The organism is Rhizobium sp. NPDC090275, from assembly GCF_044772225.1.
GTDB lineage: Bacteria > Pseudomonadota > Alphaproteobacteria > Rhizobiales > Rhizobiaceae > Rhizobium.
Genome location: NZ_JBIVYL010000005.1, coordinates 413002 through 429814 on the forward strand (window position 1 = coordinate 413002; position 16813 = coordinate 429814).

Sequence of the window (16813 nt, forward strand, 5' to 3'; positions counted from 1 at the left end):
TCTTCTCGGCTACTTCTTGGAGATGGTGACGAACTTGGTGCCGCGCACGCGGGTGGTGATGACGCAGGGATCGGTCTTTGGGTCGCCGTCTGGGCGGTCGCAGAAGCGCGGATGCATCTTCATGGCCAGCACCTTGTTGCCGAAGCGCTGAACGAAATCGTAGCCATAGGTCTTGGCGGTGGCGATCATGAAATAGCCGCCCTCGGCGACCTGCAGATAGAAATTGTAGACGCAGCCGTCCTCGTCGCACTGCGGGCCCTTGGTGCCGTCGCAGGTCATTTCGCCCTCGTTGACGACAACATCGACCAGCCCGTCATTGTTGATGTCCTGATGGGTGACGAAACCGTCGGAGAACTCCACCTCTGTGCATTGCTGCTTGAAATGATCCTTCTCGTAAATCTCCGGATCGGGAAGCAGCGACTGCTGGGCGTAAGCCGCGGAAGATACGGCCAGGGCCGCAGCGAGGTTCAAGGCGATCAGCAGCGTTTTCACAGGTTCTCTTTTCGTCGGATAAGGACGGCATTGGTTCGTGAGTTTGGCTGATCCGCCTTGCGCCGCCCTTGCGGCCATGATTATTCGAGGGAAAGATCGCCATTGGAGCACGCGATGTCGCCATTCGTCTATCTCGACTATGCCGGCGTTGCCCTGTTTGCGGCAACGGGTGCGCTCGCCGCCTCGCGCAAGCAGCTCGATCTGATCGGTTTCCTGTTCTTCGCGGTCATCACAGGCATCGGCGGCGGCACGGTGCGCGACATCGTCCTGGGTCGTGTGCCGGTCTTCTGGGTGTTGAACCCCACCTATATCCTGGTGTGCTGTGCCGCCGGCGTTTTGGTGTTCTTCACCGCGCATATGGTGGAATCGCGCTACCGGCTGCTGATCTGGCTCGATGCGGTCGGGCTTTCGGCCTATTGCGCCATGGGTGCGGCCAAGGGGCTGGCCGCCACCGGCTCGCCGACCATCGCGATCGTCACCGGCACGCTGACGGCGACCTTCGGCGGCGTGTTGCGCGATCTTGTCGCCAACGAGCCCTCGGTGTTGCTGAGGCCGGAAATCTACATCAGCGCCGCACTCTTCGGCGCGGCGATCTTCACCGGTGCCAATGAATTCGGGCTACCGCTCTATGCTGCATCGGCCGCGGGCGTGCTTGCGGCATTCGCGGTGCGCGGAGGGGCGCTTTACTACGGCTGGACGTTTCCGACATACAAGGCAAAGCCCGGGCGGCATCCCGACGATGTGATGTGAAAATCGATCTGGATCAGGAGCGCTTGGGGCGCAGGCGGATCACCACGTCGACATGGGCGATCTCCATGCCCTCAGGCGGTTCCGGCAGATTGTCGATGGTGAGGTTGCTGACGGGAATATCGAGCACGTCGTTGTCGCCTTCCACGAAGAAGTGGTGGTGATCGGAGACATTGGTGTCGAAATAGGTCTTGGCGCTTTCGACCGCGAGAACGCGGATCATGCCGGCTTCCGTGAACTGATGCAGCGTGTTGTAGACGGTGGCGAGCGATACCGGCACGCCGGCGACAACAGCCTCTTCGTGCAGTTCCTCGACGGTCAGATGGCGATCGCCCTTTGCAAAGAGCAGGTCGCCGAGCGCGACGCGCTGGCGCGTCGGCCTGAGGCCAGCGCCCCGCAACCTTGCTTCAATGGTAAGAGGGGCTTCAGCCGCCATCAACAACTCCCGCTAATCTAGCGTCTCGCAATCATGTTTCCCTTAGCCATATAACTTTTGCACGAATGGCTTTCAATAGTTTCAATGGGGACAACAGGTGCCAAAGCGCCGCGAAATCGGGCTTTTCGCGTAATTAGTGCTGGCCGGGGGCTTGGCCTTCCTGTATGCGACCACCAAATAAGGCGCGCAGCCGGTCCTTGGACGTGGGTGAAGCTTAGTCATGCTTATGCTTCATTTTCCGTCGAACTTGGATTAAACGTTCACATCCATCAGCTTAGTTGCGGGGGGAATTAGAGTTTTCATGGCGACGAAACAATCCAGCTTCAACTATGAGGAAATCCTGGCATGCGGCCGCGGCGAGCTTTTCGGCCCCGGCAACGCGCAGCTTCCTCTGCCGCCAATGCTCATGGTTCACCGCATCACCGACATCTCCGAAACCGGCGGCGCCTTCGACAAGGGCTATATCCGCGCCGAGTACGACGTGAAGCCTGACGATTGGTATTTCCCCTGCCACTTCCAGGGCAACCCGATCATGCCGGGCTGCCTGGGCCTCGACGGCATGTGGCAGCTGACCGGCTTCTTCCTCGGCTGGCTCGGCGAGCCCGGTCGCGGCATGGCGCTCTCGACCGGTGAAGTGAAGTTCAAGGGCATGATCCGCCCGACCACGAAGCTGCTCGAATACGGCATCGACTTCAAGCGCGTCATGCGCGGCCGCCTGGTGCTCGGCACCGCCGATGGCTGGCTGAAGGCCGATGGCGAAACCATATACCAGGCCTCCGACCTGCGCGTCGGCCTGTCCAAGGACAAAGACGCCTGATTGCACCGGGCATCCGTGCCCGGTTTTCCAAGTTAGAAAAAACGAAAAGGTCGAAACACATGAGACGGGTAGTTGTCACGGGTCTGGGCGTCGTTTCCTCGATCGGCAATGACGCCGCCGAGGTCACCGCTTCGCTGCGCGATGCCAAGTCCGGCATTTCCTTTTCCAACGATTTCGCCGAGCACGGCTTCAAGTGCCAGGTCTGGGGTCGCCCTTCGCTCGATCCGACGGATCTCGTCGATCGCCGCGCCATGCGCTTCCTGTCGCAGGGCGGTGCGTGGAACCACGTCGCGATGAAGCAGGCGCTCGCCGATTCCGGTCTTGAGGAAAAGGACTACAGCGAAAACGAGCGCACCGGCATCATCATGGGCTCGGGTGGTCCTTCGACGCGCACGCTGATCGAGGCAGCCGAGATCACCATCAAGAACAACAGCCCGAAGCGCATCGGCCCGTTCGCCGTGCCGAAGGCGATGTCGTCGACGGCATCCGCCACGCTCGCGACCTGGTTCAAGATCCACGGCGTCAACTACTCGATCTCGTCTGCCTGCTCGACGTCGGCGCATTGCATCGGCAACGCCGCGGAAATGATCCAGTGGGGCAAGCAGGACATCATGTTCGCCGGCGGCCACGAAGATCTCGACTGGACGATGTCGAACCTGTTCGACGCCATGGGCGCCATGTCTTCCAAGTACAACGACACGCCAGAGACCGCATCGCGCGCCTATGACGCGACCCGCGACGGCTTCGTCATTGCCGGCGGCGCCGGTGTTCTGGTTCTCGAAGAGCTGGAGCACGCCAAGGCCCGCGGCGCCAAGATCTACGCCGAAATCGTCGGCTACGGCGCCACCTCCGACGGCTACGACATGGTCGCTCCGTCGGGTGAAGGCGCGATCCGCTGCATGCGCCAGGCACTCTCGACGGTGAAGGGCGATGTCGACTACGTCAACACGCACGGCACCTCGACGCCTGTCGGCGACAGCAAGGAAATCGGTGCGATCCGCGAAGTGTTCGGCAACAAGATCCCGCACATCCAGTCGACAAAGTCGCTGACCGGCCACTCGCTGGGTGCTGCCGGCGTGCAGGAATCGATCTACTCGCTGTTGATGATGCAGGCCGGTTTCATCGGCGAAAGCGCTCATATCACCGAGCTCGACCCGGAATTCGACGGCATGCCGATCGTGCGCAAGCGCATCGACGACGCCAAGATCGACATCGCGCTTTCCAACTCCTTCGGCTTCGGCGGCACCAACGCCACGCTCGTCTTCCAGCGCTACAACGGATAATAACATGACGGGAATCATGCAGGGTAAGCGCGGGCTTATCATGGGTGTCGCGAACAACCACTCCATCGCCTGGGGTATCTCCAAGGCGCTGGCGGCACAGGGCGCGGAACTTGCCTTCACCTACCAGGGCGATGCGCTGGGCAAGCGCGTCAAGCCGCTTGCCGCCGAAGTCGGCTCCGACTTCGTGCTGCCATGCGATGTCGAGGACATCGCTTCGGTCGACGCCACTGTGGACGCGATCAAGGAACGCTGGGGCACGCTAGACTTCGTCGTGCACGCCATCGGCTTCTCCGACAAGAACGAGCTCAAGGGCCACTACGCCGACACCACGCGCGAGAATTTCAGCCGCACGATGGTGATCTCCTGTTTCTCGTTCACCGAGATCGCCAAGCGTCTGGCGCCTTTGATGAACGAAGGCGGCTCGATGCTGACGCTGACCTATAACGGCTCGACGCGCGTCATTCCGAACTACAACGTCATGGGCGTCGCCAAGGCCGCTCTCGAGGCCTCCGTGCGTTATCTGGCGGCCGATTACGGCCCACGCGGCATTCGCGTCAACGCGATCTCCGCCGGCCCGATCCGCACGCTCGCAGGCGCCGGCATTTCGGATGCCCGCGCCATCCTGTCGTGGAACCAGCAGAACTCGCCGCTGCGCAAGACCGTGACGATCGATCACGTCGGCAACTCGGCCCTCTACCTGCTCTCCGACATGGCCGCAGGCGTCACCGGCGAAATCCACTTCGTCGACGCCGGCTTCAACATCACCTCGATGCCGGCGCTCGACACGCTGCGCAAGGCCGACGCCGAGTAAGCGACAGTCATGCACGAAATGAAAAAGGCGGCCATTGGCCGCCTTTTTTTATTTCTTCGCCCACAAGACCTTGAAGCGGGCGTTGCGGCAGGTTTCGCCGCTTTCGCGGAAGCTGGCGGCCAAGACCGGCTCGTAGGGCAGGCCGCGGTTGGCGACCAGCAGGAGGCGGCCGCCGGAGCGGAGTGAAGCTGCCGCCGTCTTGATCATTGCCTGGCCGAGCGCCGGCTCGGCGGCGTGGCTTTCGTGGAAGGGCGGGTTCATGATGATCAGGTCGTACTTGTCCTTGACCGGCTCGCCCGCCAGATCGTGCCAGAAGAAGCGTGCCGGTACATTCGGGCAGTTCTCTTCGATGTTGGCCTTGGCGGCCTCCAGCGCGGCGTAATTCGCCTCGTAGAGGTCGAGGCGGCTGACACCGGGGGAGCGTTCCGCCATCTCGACGGAGAGATAGCCCCAGCCGGCGCCGAAATCGGCGACGTCGCCGGTGAAATCGACCGGCAGGCGGGAGGCGAGCAGCTCTGAGCCGTCGTCGATACGGTCGTGCGAGAACATGCCGGCGGAAGCCTCGAAGCGGCCATCGACGCGCACAGCGGGCTTGGCGAACTTGGCGATGATTTCGGACGGATCGGCGGGCGCGCCGAACCAGAAGGCGACGCCGTGATACTTAGGCATATGCTCGAGCGACAGGCCAAAGGCCTCCATGCGCTTGCGCAGCGGCTGGATGCCATCTTCCTTGCCACCGGCGATGACGACGAGGCCGCCCATCTTCACGCGGGTGAGCGCTTCGGCGATATTCGCCTCGTTCTCGCCCTTGTGCTTGTTGCAGAGAACCAGAACGGCATCGTAGTCCTCGCCTTCGACCTCAGGCGTGGTTTCGATACGCTGGGCGAGCAGCTGCCGGTACAGCGGCCGGAAGCCCTGTACGGCGCTCAGCGCGGCGGCAAAGCCCTGCGGCAGGGCGAAGCCTGCCTCGGCGCCGAGGAAGAGCACGCGCTCGCCCTCGCCGGGCGCCTCGACGGTGCCGCTTACAAAGGGGTGGAACAGTGTCTTCAGCGTCTCGCTGCTCATCGTTTTATCTCGATCTTGAATAGAAAAAGGGCGCGAGAAGATTCCCGCGCCCATGAAGTCTTCGGAAGGCGCAGCTTACTCGGCTGCTTCTTCCTTCTTCTTGTCGGCAGGGATTTCCTGGCCGGTTGCCTGGTCGACAACCTTCATCGACAGGCGGACCTTGCCGCGCTCGTCGAAGCCGAGGAGCTTGACCCAAACCTTCTGGCCTTCCTTGACGACGTCCTGGGTCTTGGCAACACGCTCGGAAGCAAGCTGCGAGATGTGGACGAGGCCGTCGCGGGCGCCGAAGAAGTTGACGAAGGCGCCGAAGTCGGCGGTCTTCACGACCGTGCCTTCGTAGATCACGCCGATTTCAGGCTCGGCAACGATCGAGTGGATCCACTTGCGGGCCGCTTCGATTTCCTTGCCCGAGGACGAGGCAATCTTCACGGTGCCGTCGTCTTCGATGTTGATCTTCGCGCCGGTCTTTTCAACGATTTCGCGGATGACCTTGCCGCCGGAGCCGATGACTTCACGGATCTTGTCGACCGGGATGTTCATGACTTCGATGCGCGGAGCGAATTCGCCGAGCTGCGAACGGCCTTCGGAGATCGCCTTCGACATTTCGCCGAGGATGTGCGTGCGACCGCCCTGTGCCTGACCGAGTGCGACCTTCATGATCTCTTCGGTGATACCGGCGATCTTGATGTCCATCTGCAGCGAGGTGATGCCGTCGGCAGTACCTGCAACCTTGAAGTCCATGTCGCCGAGGTGGTCTTCGTCGCCGAGGATGTCGGAGAGAACGGCGAAGCGGTCACCTTCGAGGATCAGGCCCATGGCGATACCGGCAACCGGCTTAGCGAGCGGAACGCCGGCGTCCATCAGAGCGAGCGAGGTGCCGCAGACGGTTGCCATCGAGGACGAGCCGTTGGACTCGGTGATCTCAGAGACGACGCGCAGCGTGTACGGGAACTGCTCAGCCGAGGGAAGCATCGGGCGGATAGCGCGCCAAGCGAGCTTGCCGTGACCGATTTCGCGACGGCCCGGAGAGCCCATGCGGCCGGTTTCGCCAACCGAGTAGGGAGGGAAGTTGTAATGGAGCAGGAAGCGCTCCTTGTACATGCCCGTCAGGCTGTCCACGTACTGTTCGTCTTCGCCGGTGCCGAGCGTGGCAACGACGATCGCCTGCGTTTCACCGCGGGTGAAGAGAGCAGAACCGTGGGTGCGCGGCAGGAGGCCGACTTCCGATACGATCGGGCGAACGGTCTCGAGATCGCGGCCGTCGATGCGGCTCTTGGTGTCGAGGATGTTCCAACGAACGATCTTGGCCTGCAGGTGCTTGAAGATCGCGCCGATGACTTCGGCGGTGTACTTCGGCTCTTCGCCCTCAGGGAAGAAGTGCGCCTTGACCTTGGCCTTGACGGCGTCGACTGCAGCGTAGCGTTCAGCCTTCTGCGTGTTCTTGTAGGCGGTGCGCAGCTCGGCTTCGAAGTGCTTCAGCATTTCGGCTTCGAGTTCGGAGAAGTCTTCCGGCTGGAAGTCGCGCGGCTCCTTGGCAGCCACTTCGGCGAGCTTGATGATCGCGTCGAGGACCGGCTGGAAGCCCTTATGGCCGAACATGACGGCGCCGAGCATGATTTCTTCGTTGAGTTCCTTGGCTTCGGATTCAACCATCAGAACGGCGTCGTGCGTACCGGCGACAACGAGGTCGAGGATCGACTCGTCCATTTCGTCGAGATGCGGGTTGAGGACGTATTCGCCGTTGATGTAGCCGACGCGCGCGCCGCCGACCGGACCCATGAAGGGAACGCCAGAGAGCGTTAGAGCAGCCGAAGCGGCAACCATCGACAGAACGTCCGGGTTGTTTTCCAGATCGTGCTGGACAACCGTGACGACGACCTGCGTGTCGTTCTTGTAGCCTTCAGGGAAGAGCGGGCGGATCGGGCGGTCGATCAGGCGCGAAACCAGCGTTTCGTTTTCCGACGGACGGCCTTCGCGCTTGAAGTAGCCACCGGGGATCTTGCCGGCTGCGTAGGTCTTTTCCTGGTAGTTGACGGTCAGCGGAAAGAAGTCCTGGCCAGGCTTCGGCGCCTTGGCGGAAACGACGGTGGCGAGAACCACGGTTTCGCCGTAGGTCGCGAGAACAGCGCCGTCAGCCTGACGGGCGATCTTGCCGGTTTCGAGCTTCAGCGGGCGGCCTGCCCACTCGATTTCCACGGAATGAGTGTCGAACATATGTCTTGTCCTTCATCCGGCAATCCTGCCCCATGACAGGTCAACGGTTGGTTTTGCGGATCCGGCCCATCCGGGTCCGCGGGCAGTCCCGCAAACGCCTGCGGCGTCCTGCGGTGTCGGAGAAACGTTCCCCGGAAACAAATGCGGCGGGCGTCCATAAGGAGCGCCCGCCGAAAAGCCTTAGCGGCGGATACCCAGGCTGGTGATCAGCTTGGTGTAACGGCCTTCGTTCTTCTTCTTGAGGTAGTCAAGAAGCGAGCGGCGGCTGGAAACCATCGTCAGCAGGCCACGGCGGGAATGGTTATCCTTCTTGTGACCCTTGAAGTGTTCCGTGAGGTTGTTGATGCGCTCGGTGAGGATCGCAACCTGAACTTCGGGCGAACCGGTGTCGCCTTCGAACGTTGCGTATTCCTTGATAAGTGCCGTCTTGCGCTCAGCAGTAATCGACATCGGATGTTCCTTTCGATGAGAGGAGATAAGGTCGCCAAAAGCCGGGATGTCGTCCAGCTTTGGCCGCGAATGCATTCAAGCGAGCCTGATGCTGGCGCTGCCTATACAATATCCGGCGTATGAATGGAAGAGCGGAGTTTTTCGCGCCTGATCAGCGATTTGGCGCCGCGATCACAAAGAGACGATCACACAAAATGTTGGTTGCGCGGGCAAGGCGATCGACTATCACCTGCGCCGTGCAAGTCTGTTTCCAGAAAGGAATTTGCGTGAAACTTTTTTATGCCCCCGGCGCCTGCTCCATGGCATCCCACATCGTCCTTCATGAAATCGGCAAGCCCTTCGAGATCGAGAAGGTCAGCACCAAGACGAAGGTCATGGAAAGCGGCGGCGACTTCTTTGCGATCAACCCCAAGGGCGCCGTGCCGGCTCTTCAGCTCGACGGCGGCGAAGTGCTAACCGAAGGTCCGGCGATCCTGCAGTATGTCGCCGACAGCAATGGCGCCACCGACCTCGCACCGCCGGCTGGCACGCTTGCCCGAGCGCGTGTTCAGGAAATGCTGAGCTTCGTCGGCTCCGAATTGCACAAGTCGTTCAGCCCGCTCTTCCATCCCGGCAAGACCGATGCGGAAAAGGACGCGGCGCGCGAAGTGTTGAACAAGAAGTTCGCATGGCTGGAATCGCTGTTGGCCGACGGTCGCGACTATCTCACCGGCCCGAACTTCACCGTGGCGGACGCCTATGCATTCGTCGTGACGAGCTGGACGAAGCCGATGAGCGTTTCGCTGGACGCGTGGCCGAAGCTGAAGGATTACGTCGCGCGCGTTGCCGCCCGCCCGTCGGTTCAGGCGACCATGAAGGCCGAAGGCCTGATCTGATTGAAAGAGATGCGCGCGGTTCAGACCGCGCGCGTTGAGCACTAAAGCGTGCCGCGATCCTTCGGATCCGCTTGTCACGCTTTAAGCCTTCGTTTTATCGCATGTCGATACCGCAAAACCGCTGCACACTTTTGCGCGACATGCTTTATCCAAAGACGCGCTTGGGGCGGAATTCGCCCTGGCCGATTTCGCCGATGGCGATCAGCTTGCCGCGGGCCGTGGCATAGGCTTCGCTTTCTTCCACCGGCGCATCGCGGCCGCGCACCAGGATGGGGTTGCCCATCTTCAGGCGATGGGCCTGGTCGTCGTTGACGATCAGATGCGGCAGCGAGGACAGTGCCTCGCTGGTGTCGATGAGAAGCGCATCGAGTGCTGCCAGACGTTCTTCGTCATCCTGAATGTCTTCCAGTGCGACGAGCTCGGCGAGCGGGATCATGGTCTCCTCGGCGAAGGGTGCCACGAAGCTGCGGCGCAGGCCGGAGATATGGCCGAAGCAGCCGAGATCGCGGCCGAAATCGCGGGCGAGCGCGCGGACATAGGTGCCCTTGCCGCACTCGACTTCGAAATGCGCGGTGTTCTCGTTCTCGCATTCGAGCAGCGTCAGGCGATAGATTTCGACCTCACGCGACGGGATCTCGACCGTCTCACCCTCGCGGGCGAGATCATAGGCGCGCTCGCCTGCAATCTTGATCGCGGAGAACTGCGGCGGGACCTGATTGATGACGCCGGTGTAGTTGGGGAGTAGCGCCAGGATCTCGTCTTCCGTCGGACGCTTGTCGGAGCTCTCGATAACCTCGCCCTCGAGGTCGTCGGTCGAACGCTGCTCGCCCCAGGTCACGGTGAATTCGTAGATCTTGCGACCGTCCATGACGTAGGGAACGGTCTTGGTCGCATCGCCAAGCGCGATCGGCAGCATGCCCGAAGCCAGCGGATCGAGCGTACCGGCGTGGCCGCATTTCTGCGCCTTGAACAGCCACTTGATCTTGGAGACGGCTTCGGTCGAGCCGAAGTCGACGGGCTTGTCAAGGATAAGCCAGCCCGAGATCGGGCGGCCTTTGGGCTTGCGTGGTTTGGACATAAGGCTCTTCTGTTACTTTTCGTCGGTATCGCCGTCCTCGAGGTCGCGCATGACCTCGGGCGAGCGCAGCAGCTCGTCGATCTTCTTGTAATTGTCGAAGCTCGTATCGTCGCGGAAGCGGATCTCGGGCATGAATTTCATCTGCCTAAGATGCGGGCCGAGACGGCCGCGGATGAATTTGGCGTGGCGGTTGAGCGCCGTGATGACCGTCTCGTGATCCGACACGCCGAGCGGCGTGATGAAGGCGGTCGCGACCTTCAGGTCGGTCGACATGCGCACTTCGGACACGGAAATGACGGTCTTTTCCAAGAGGTCGTCGCGCACTTCGCCGCGCTGCAGGACCTGGGTGATCGCGGCGCGCACCTGCTCGCCGACGCGCAGCATGCGCTGCGACTGTGCTGTCGAGGTTTTCGTTGCCATCGTTCTTTGCCTCAAAAGGTTCGGGCGCCGGCCTCATATGATCCGGCGCCCGTCCACAACTCTAGTCTCGCACGATCAGAGCGTACGGGTGATATGCTCGACGCGGAAGCATTCGATGACATCGCCCGCGCGGATGTCTTCGTAGTTCTCGAAGGCCATACCGCATTCCTGACCGACCGGAACTTCCGATACTTCGTCCTTGAAGCGCTTGAGCGTCTTGAGCTTGCCTTCGTGGATGACGACGTTGTCGCGGATGAGGCGGACGCCAGCACCACGTTCGACCTTGCCTTCGGTGACGCGGCAACCCGCGACCTTGCCGGTCTTGGTGATGTTGAACACCTCGAGGATCTCGGCATTGCCGAGGAAGGTTTCGCGGCGCTCCGGCGTGAGCAGACCCGACATCGCTGCCTTCACGTCATCCACCAGATCGTAGATGATGTTGTAGTAGCGAATCTCGATGCCTGCGCGTTCAGCGGCGACACGTGCCTGTGCGTTGGCACGGACGTTGAAGCCGATGATCGCGGCGTCGGAGGATTCGGCAAGCGCCAGATCCGATTCCGTGATGGCACCTGCGCCCGAATGGACGATACGTGCCCGCACTTCGTCGGTGCCGAGCTTGTCGAGAGCACCGATGATCGCTTCGATCGAACCCTGCACGTCGCCCTTGATGAGCAGCGGGAATTCCTTGAAGCCGGTGTTCTGCAGCTTGCTCATCATCTGTTCGAGCGAACCGCGCTGACCGGTCTGGCGCGCAACCGCCTTGTCGCGGGCCAGACGCTGGCGATATTCGGAAATCTCGCGAGCACGGCTCTCGTTTTCGACGACGGCGAACTTGTCACCCGCAGCCGGCGTGCCGGACAGGCCGAGCACTTCGACCGGCATGGCCGGACCCGCTTCCTTGACATGGTCGCCCTTGTCGGTGACGAGCGCGCGAACGCGACCCCACTGATCGCCGGCAACGATGATCTGGCCGGGCTTCAGCGTGCCCTTCTGGACGAGGACGGTCGCAACCGCACCACGACCACGGTCGAGCTGGGCTTCGATGACGATACCTTCGGCAGTACGCGTCGGGTCGGCCTTGAGGTCGAGGATTTCGGCCTGCAGCAGGACGGCTTCGAGCAGCTTGTCGAGGTTGGTCTTGTTCTTCGCCGACACTTCGACGTCGAGCACTTCACCGCCGAGCGATTCAACGAAGACTTCGTGCTGCAGAAGCTGCTGACGGACCTTGTCCGGGTTGGCTTCGTGCTTGTCGATCTTGTTGATCGCCACGATGATCGGAACACCGGCCGCCTTGGCGTGGCTGATGGATTCGATCGTCTGCGGCATGACGCTGTCGTCGGCCGCGACCACGAGGATCGCGATGTCGGTTGCCTGGGCACCACGGGCACGCATGGCCGTGAAGGCGGCGTGGCCGGGGGTGTCGATGAAGGTGATCTTCTGGCCGTTCTGTTCGACCTGATAGGCACCGATGTGCTGGGTGATGCCACCGGCTTCGCCCGAGACGACGTTTGCCTGACGGATGGCGTCGAGCAGCGAGGTCTTGCCGTGGTCGACGTGACCCATGATCGTGACGACTGGCGGACGCGAAACCATTTCGCCGGCATCGTCGGCCCGGTCGAAGATACCTTCTTCAACGTCGGATTCCGAAACGCGCTTGACGGTGTGGCCGAATTCGCCGGCAATGAGTTCAGCGAGGTCGGCGTCGATGACGTCGCCCGGCTTCATCATCTGGCCTTCCTTCATCAGGTACTTGATGACGTCGACGGCGCGTTCAGACATACGCTGCGACAGTTCCTGAATGGTGATGGTCTCAGGCAGGATGACTTCGCGAACAACCTTTTCGCGGGTTTCCTGGATCTGGCTGCGGCGGAACTTTTCCTGGCGACGGCGCATGGCGGCCATCGAACGGCCACGGTTGTTGCCGTCGTCATCCGTGCTGGCAGCCGTGATCGTCAGCTTGCCCTGGCGGCGACCATCGTCACCCTTCGGACGCGCGGTAACCGGCTTTGCCGGTTCCGGACGCACGACGCGGCCACGCGCCGGAGCGCCACCGCGCGGTGCACCACCGCGATCATCCTCATCATTTTCACGGCGACGGACGCCGGGGGCAGCCGGTGCGCCACCGGGAGCCGGACGGGCGGAAGACGGCGCATCGGTGCGGCGAACGGCGGGAGCCGCAGCCTGGGTGCGCGGTGCTTCGGCGGCGGCCGGAGCGGGAGCGGCAGGTGCCGGCGGAGCGGCAGCGGCCGCAGCGGCACGTTCGGCTTCTTCCGCGGCAAGGCGCTTGGCTTCTTCAGCGGCAGCGGCCTGGCGCACGATCTCTTCGGCGGCGCGGCGCTTTTCTTCCTCGGCGCGGCGAACCGCATCCTCGGCGTCACGAACCTGGGCCATGGCGAGCGCACGGCGGCGCGCGTCCATTTCTTCCGGCGACAGATGGTTCAGAACCACCGGGCGCGGACGATCCTGCTGGCGCGAAGGCTGCTGGGACTGCGGACGGTTATACTGCTGGCCGCTCGGCTGGTTGTAGCGCTGCGGCTGCTGGGGCTGCGGCGGGCGGGCCTGCTGAACAGGCGCCGGCGCCGGTGCTGCCGCTGCCTGTGCTGCGGGCGCAGGAGCGGGCTCGGCGGCGCGTACGGGCGCTGCCGGTGCTACCACCGGGGTGATCGGGCGCTGTTCGTCTTCCGGGCGCATCGGGCGCCGCTTGCGGGTCTCGACAACGACCGCCTTGGTGCGACCGCGGCCCATATCCTGGCGCACGGTGCCCTGGCTTACGCCCGACGGTTTCAGGGTCAGAGTCTTCTTGCCCGGGCCGTTCAGTGTCTTGTCGTCATTGCTATCGGTCATTCGTTCCCGTTCCTTCGGACAGGGAGCGATGACGTCATCAGTCCCTGTCAATCAAAATGTCGATCAATGACATCAGGCCGGACAAGTCCGGTGACCGTATCATTGTTTTTGCCGGCCAGCGCCGCCCGCTGCCCGGGACTGACCGCCATTGCGGTACTGTTCGAGCATCTTTGCGCGCTTCACTACACCCTCACCCGCCTGCCCTGCAAGCACTGCAGCATGGATAAAAGCGTTCTGACCCATCAGGCCTTCCATTTCGCTCTCCGAGAAGAGTTTGTAGGAAGGTATTTCCTCCTCGGTCTCCATTCCGAGGTGCCAGGCCTTGCGGGCCTGGTCGATCTTTCTCACGCCGTCGGCCGCCGCGTCCGTTGCATGGAACACGGCAAGCGCCGCGCCACTGCGGATCGCGGCATCCACCTTCGAGGCGCCGGTGATGAACTGTCCGGCCTTGCGGGCCATGTTCATCATCTGCATCAGTTGCTGCATCAGCAGCTTGTCGACGGTCTCGCCGAGATCGGCGGCCGCCTTCACATCCGTTTTCAGGGCGCGGGCGAAGGATTTCTTCGCCACCGCCTTGTCGACCAGAGCGCGGTCGATCTTCACCCAGCAGCCGCGACCCGGAAGCTGACGCTTCAGGTCGGCCACCACCGTCCCATCGGGAGCGGCGACGAAGCGGATCAGCTCATCCGGCGATCCGCTTTCGCGCGTCACGATGCACATGCGACCATTCACGTCATAACCTGCAAGATCGTCGTCCTCAGGAGAAACGGTAGGCTCACGCGCAGACATTAAACTTCCTGCTCGGCCTCGGGAGCTTCTTCAGCTTCCGCTTCCTTCGCAAGGTCCTCTTCGGTGATCCAGCCAGCCGCGAGGCGGGCCTGAACGACCATCTGTTCGGCTTCGACGCGCGAAACGTCGAACTTCGAGAACAGGCCCTCGAACTTCTTGGTCTCGCCGTTCTTGCGCTCGCTCCAGCCGACGAGATCGTCGGCTGCGCAGCCGGCGAAGTCTTCCATCGTCTTGATGCCGTCCTCACCGAGGGCAACCATCATCTGGGCCGTCATGCCGTCGATGCCACGCAGTTCGTCCGATACGCCGAGCGCCTTGCGCTTCTCATCCATCTCGGCTTCGAGCTTTTCGAGATATTCGCGGGCGCGGGTCTGGATTTCCTGCGCGGTGTCTTCGTCGAAACCGTCGATCGAGGCGATTTCGTCGAGTTCGACGTAAGCCAGCTCTTCAACGGCGGCGAAGCCTTCGGAGGCCAGAACCTGGCCGACCATTTCGTCGACGTCGAGCGAATCCATGAACAGGTTGGTGCGCTCGTTGAATTCCTTCTGACGGCGCTCCGATTCCTCGGCTTCCGTCATGATGTCGATATCCCAGCCGGTCAGCTGCGATGCGAGGCGAACGTTCTGGCCGCGGCGGCCGATGGCCAGCGACAGCTGTTCGTCCGGAACCACGACTTCGATGCGCTCGGCATCTTCATCGAGAACGACCTTGGCGACTTCAGCCGGCTGAAGGGCGTTGACGACGAAGGTCGCCGGGTCCTGCGACCAGGGAATGATGTCGATCTTCTCGCCCTGGAGTTCGCCGACAACGGCCTGAACGCGCGAACCACGCATACCGACGCAGGCACCGACCGGATCGATCGAGCTATCGTTCGAGATCACGGCGATCTTGGCGCGCGAACCCGGATCGCGGGCAACCGACTTCACCTGGATGATGCCGTCGTAGATTTCAGGCACTTCCATGGTGAAGAGCTTGACCATGAACTGCGGATGCGTGCGCGACAGGAAAATCTGCGGGCCGCGCTGTTCGCGACGTACGTCATATACGTATGCGCGGACGCGATCGCCATAGCGGACGTTTTCGCGCGGGATCATTTCGTCGCGACGGATGATACCTTCGCCACGGCCGAGATCGACGATGACGTTGCCATATTCGACGCGCTTGACGGTGCCGTTGACGATTTCGCCAACGCGATCCTTGAATTCGTCGAACTGGCGATCACGCTCGGCTTCGCGAACCTTCTGGACGATGACCTGCTTGGCGGACTGGGCGGCGATACGGCCGAAATCCATCGGCGGCAGCGGATCGGCGATGAAATCGCCAAGGGCTGCGTCCGGGTTGCGGTCGCGGGCCAGTTCGAGCGGGATCTGCGTGGAGTAGTCTTCAGCAGCCTCGACAACCTCGAGAAGACGCTGCAGGCGGATTTCGCCGGTCTTCGGGTTGATGTCGGCGCGGATATTGGATTCAGTGCCGTAGCGCGAGCGCGCCGCCTTCTGGATCGCGTCCGCCATCGCGGCGAGCACGATCTCGCGGTCGATGACCTTTTCGCGGGCGACTGCATCTGCGATCTGCAGAAGTTCGAGCCGGTTCGCACTGACTGCCATGTGTTTTGTCTCCGTCTAGGCGTCCAGGCTTCCCTTGCCCGGCGCCACAAGTTGATCGGTTTATTCTTCGTCTTCCGCTTCGTTCTGGTTCGCGGCCTCTGCCTTCGCCAGCTTGTCGGCGCGCAGGGCATCACGGATCAGATCGTCGGTCAGAATGAGTTTCGCATCGGCAAGCGCCGTGAACGGAATGACGATCGCCTTTTCCTCGCCGGCCGGAGCCTCGTCACGCTCGAGCGTGAAGCCATCGACGTCGCTGGAAACGATCTTGCCGCGGAAGCGCTTGCGACCACCGACGATGATCGAGGTCTCGCACTTCAAAAAATGGCCCTGCCAGCGCACGAAATCGGACTTGCGCACCATCGGGCGATCGATGCCGGGCGACGACACTTCCAGATGATACTCTTTATCGATCGGATCTTCCACATCGAGAACCGGAGAAACGGCCACCGAGACCTCCTCGCAGCCTTCGACGTCCATGGTTCCGTCGTTGCGCTCGGCCATGATCTGCATGGTGGCGCCGTTCTGGTTGAGCATGCGCACGCGGATCAGGCGGTAGCCGAGGTCGATGAGGACGGGCTCGATGATGGCGGCGAGGCGCTGGTCGAGGCCAGTCTCGATGATCAGCCGCGGCTCAAGTTCATTGTCTGCGTTCGTCGAATCCGACAAGCGATGCGCTCCTAAGCGATATTTTCGGGCGATCGCGGTAATAAAAAAGAGCGGGTCCTTGCGGCCCACTCCTCATCAATGCGATCAAGATTTGAGAGCCATATAGGCCCGTTTCCGCGAAATAGCAAGCTCCATCGGCGGTACGGCGCGGTTGCGGCAGGCGGTCGGTGGCCTTGATCGCCGTTTCGCTTATATAGCTTGGCGCAGCGCATGGCATTCGAC

The 16813-nt window shown here is 62.1% G+C and carries 16 protein-coding genes; 5 read left to right on the forward strand and 11 right to left on the reverse strand.

Annotation, left to right across the window (positions count from 1 at the left end; translation table 11 throughout):
• Positions 1-9: 9 nt before the first annotated feature.
• Positions 10-492 carry a hypothetical protein gene (locus tag ACIQUB_RS15900; RefSeq protein WP_113237435.1) on the reverse strand — a complete coding sequence of 161 codons (483 nt, stop codon included), beginning with the start codon at positions 490-492 and terminating at the stop codon, positions 10-12.
• A gap of 114 nt (positions 493-606) precedes the next feature.
• On the opposite strand from ACIQUB_RS15900, the gene ACIQUB_RS15905 reads away from it, so the two are divergent.
• Positions 607-1242, forward strand: coding sequence for a trimeric intracellular cation channel family protein (locus tag ACIQUB_RS15905; protein WP_113237434.1), 636 nt, complete (start codon positions 607-609; stop codon positions 1240-1242).
• 13 nt (positions 1243-1255) lie between these two features.
• On the opposite strand, the gene irrA is transcribed toward ACIQUB_RS15905, so the two are convergent.
• On the reverse strand, positions 1256-1675 hold the full coding sequence (irrA, locus tag ACIQUB_RS15910) for an iron response transcriptional regulator IrrA (protein WP_026283115.1): 420 nt from the start codon (positions 1673-1675) through the stop codon (positions 1256-1258).
• A gap of 301 nt (positions 1676-1976) precedes the next feature.
• Here irrA and fabA point away from each other — a divergent pair, with 301 nt between their 5' ends.
• The 3 genes from fabA to fabI are packed head-to-tail and all read left to right on the forward strand — an operon-like array spanning position 1977 to position 4586.
• Positions 1977-2492 (forward strand): 3-hydroxyacyl-[acyl-carrier-protein] dehydratase FabA, encoded by a 516-nt coding sequence (gene fabA, locus ACIQUB_RS15915; protein WP_018899123.1) that lies wholly within the window; start codon positions 1977-1979, stop codon positions 2490-2492.
• Between the two features lie 59 nt (positions 2493-2551).
• Positions 2552-3775: a beta-ketoacyl-ACP synthase I gene (fabB, locus tag ACIQUB_RS15920; protein ID WP_113237433.1), complete on the forward strand. Its 1224-nt coding sequence runs from the start codon at positions 2552-2554 to the stop codon at positions 3773-3775.
• A gap of 4 nt (positions 3776-3779) precedes the next feature.
• A complete protein-coding gene (gene fabI / locus ACIQUB_RS15925; RefSeq protein WP_113237432.1) occupies positions 3780-4586 on the forward strand; it encodes an enoyl-ACP reductase FabI in 807 nt (268 codons plus the stop codon).
• Positions 4587-4634: 48 nt separating this feature from the next.
• Here the strand turns inward: fabI and ACIQUB_RS15930 are convergent, their stop codons facing one another.
• From ACIQUB_RS15930 to rpsO, 3 genes are all read right to left on the reverse strand, one after another.
• Positions 4635-5651, reverse strand: a complete 1017-nt coding sequence (locus ACIQUB_RS15930; RefSeq protein WP_113237431.1) for a class I SAM-dependent methyltransferase — start codon at positions 5649-5651, stop codon at positions 4635-4637.
• A 75-nt stretch (positions 5652-5726) separates the two neighbouring features.
• Positions 5727-7865 (reverse strand): polyribonucleotide nucleotidyltransferase, encoded by a 2139-nt coding sequence (gene pnp, locus ACIQUB_RS15935; protein WP_018899117.1) that lies wholly within the window; start codon positions 7863-7865, stop codon positions 5727-5729.
• 180 nt (positions 7866-8045) lie between these two features.
• Positions 8046-8315: a 30S ribosomal protein S15 gene (gene rpsO / locus ACIQUB_RS15940; RefSeq protein WP_026283114.1), complete on the reverse strand. Its 270-nt coding sequence runs from the start codon at positions 8313-8315 to the stop codon at positions 8046-8048.
• Positions 8316-8581: 266 nt separating this feature from the next.
• Between rpsO and gstA the strand changes: the two genes are divergently transcribed.
• Positions 8582-9190, forward strand: a complete 609-nt coding sequence (gene gstA / locus ACIQUB_RS15945; protein WP_113237430.1) for a glutathione transferase GstA — start codon at positions 8582-8584, stop codon at positions 9188-9190.
• A gap of 145 nt (positions 9191-9335) precedes the next feature.
• Here the strand turns inward: gstA and truB are convergent, their stop codons facing one another.
• The 6 genes from truB to rimP all read right to left on the reverse strand — a co-directional run bounded on the left by truB (position 9336) and on the right by rimP (position 16591).
• Positions 9336-10268, reverse strand: coding sequence for a tRNA pseudouridine(55) synthase TruB (gene truB / locus ACIQUB_RS15950; RefSeq protein WP_113237429.1), 933 nt, complete (start codon positions 10266-10268; stop codon positions 9336-9338).
• A gap of 12 nt (positions 10269-10280) precedes the next feature.
• On the reverse strand, positions 10281-10688 hold the full coding sequence (gene rbfA / locus ACIQUB_RS15955; RefSeq protein ID WP_018899114.1) for a 30S ribosome-binding factor RbfA: 408 nt from the start codon (positions 10686-10688) through the stop codon (positions 10281-10283).
• 75 nt (positions 10689-10763) lie between these two features.
• Positions 10764-13532: a translation initiation factor IF-2 gene (gene infB / locus ACIQUB_RS15960; RefSeq protein WP_113237428.1), complete on the reverse strand. Its 2769-nt coding sequence runs from the start codon at positions 13530-13532 to the stop codon at positions 10764-10766.
• 99 nt (positions 13533-13631) lie between these two features.
• Complete coding sequence (locus ACIQUB_RS15965) at positions 13632-14321, reverse strand: RNA-binding protein (RefSeq protein WP_047506545.1); 690 nt, start codon at positions 14319-14321, stop codon at positions 13632-13634.
• A complete protein-coding gene (gene nusA, locus ACIQUB_RS15970) occupies positions 14321-15925 on the reverse strand; it encodes a transcription termination factor NusA (RefSeq protein ID WP_018899111.1) in 1605 nt (534 codons plus the stop codon). The genes ACIQUB_RS15965 and nusA overlap by 1 nt, the downstream gene beginning before the upstream one ends.
• A 60-nt stretch (positions 15926-15985) precedes the next feature.
• Positions 15986-16591 carry a ribosome maturation factor RimP gene (rimP, locus tag ACIQUB_RS15975; RefSeq protein ID WP_113237427.1) on the reverse strand — a complete coding sequence of 202 codons (606 nt, stop codon included), beginning with the start codon at positions 16589-16591 and terminating at the stop codon, positions 15986-15988.
• Positions 16592-16813: the final 222 nt, after the last annotated feature.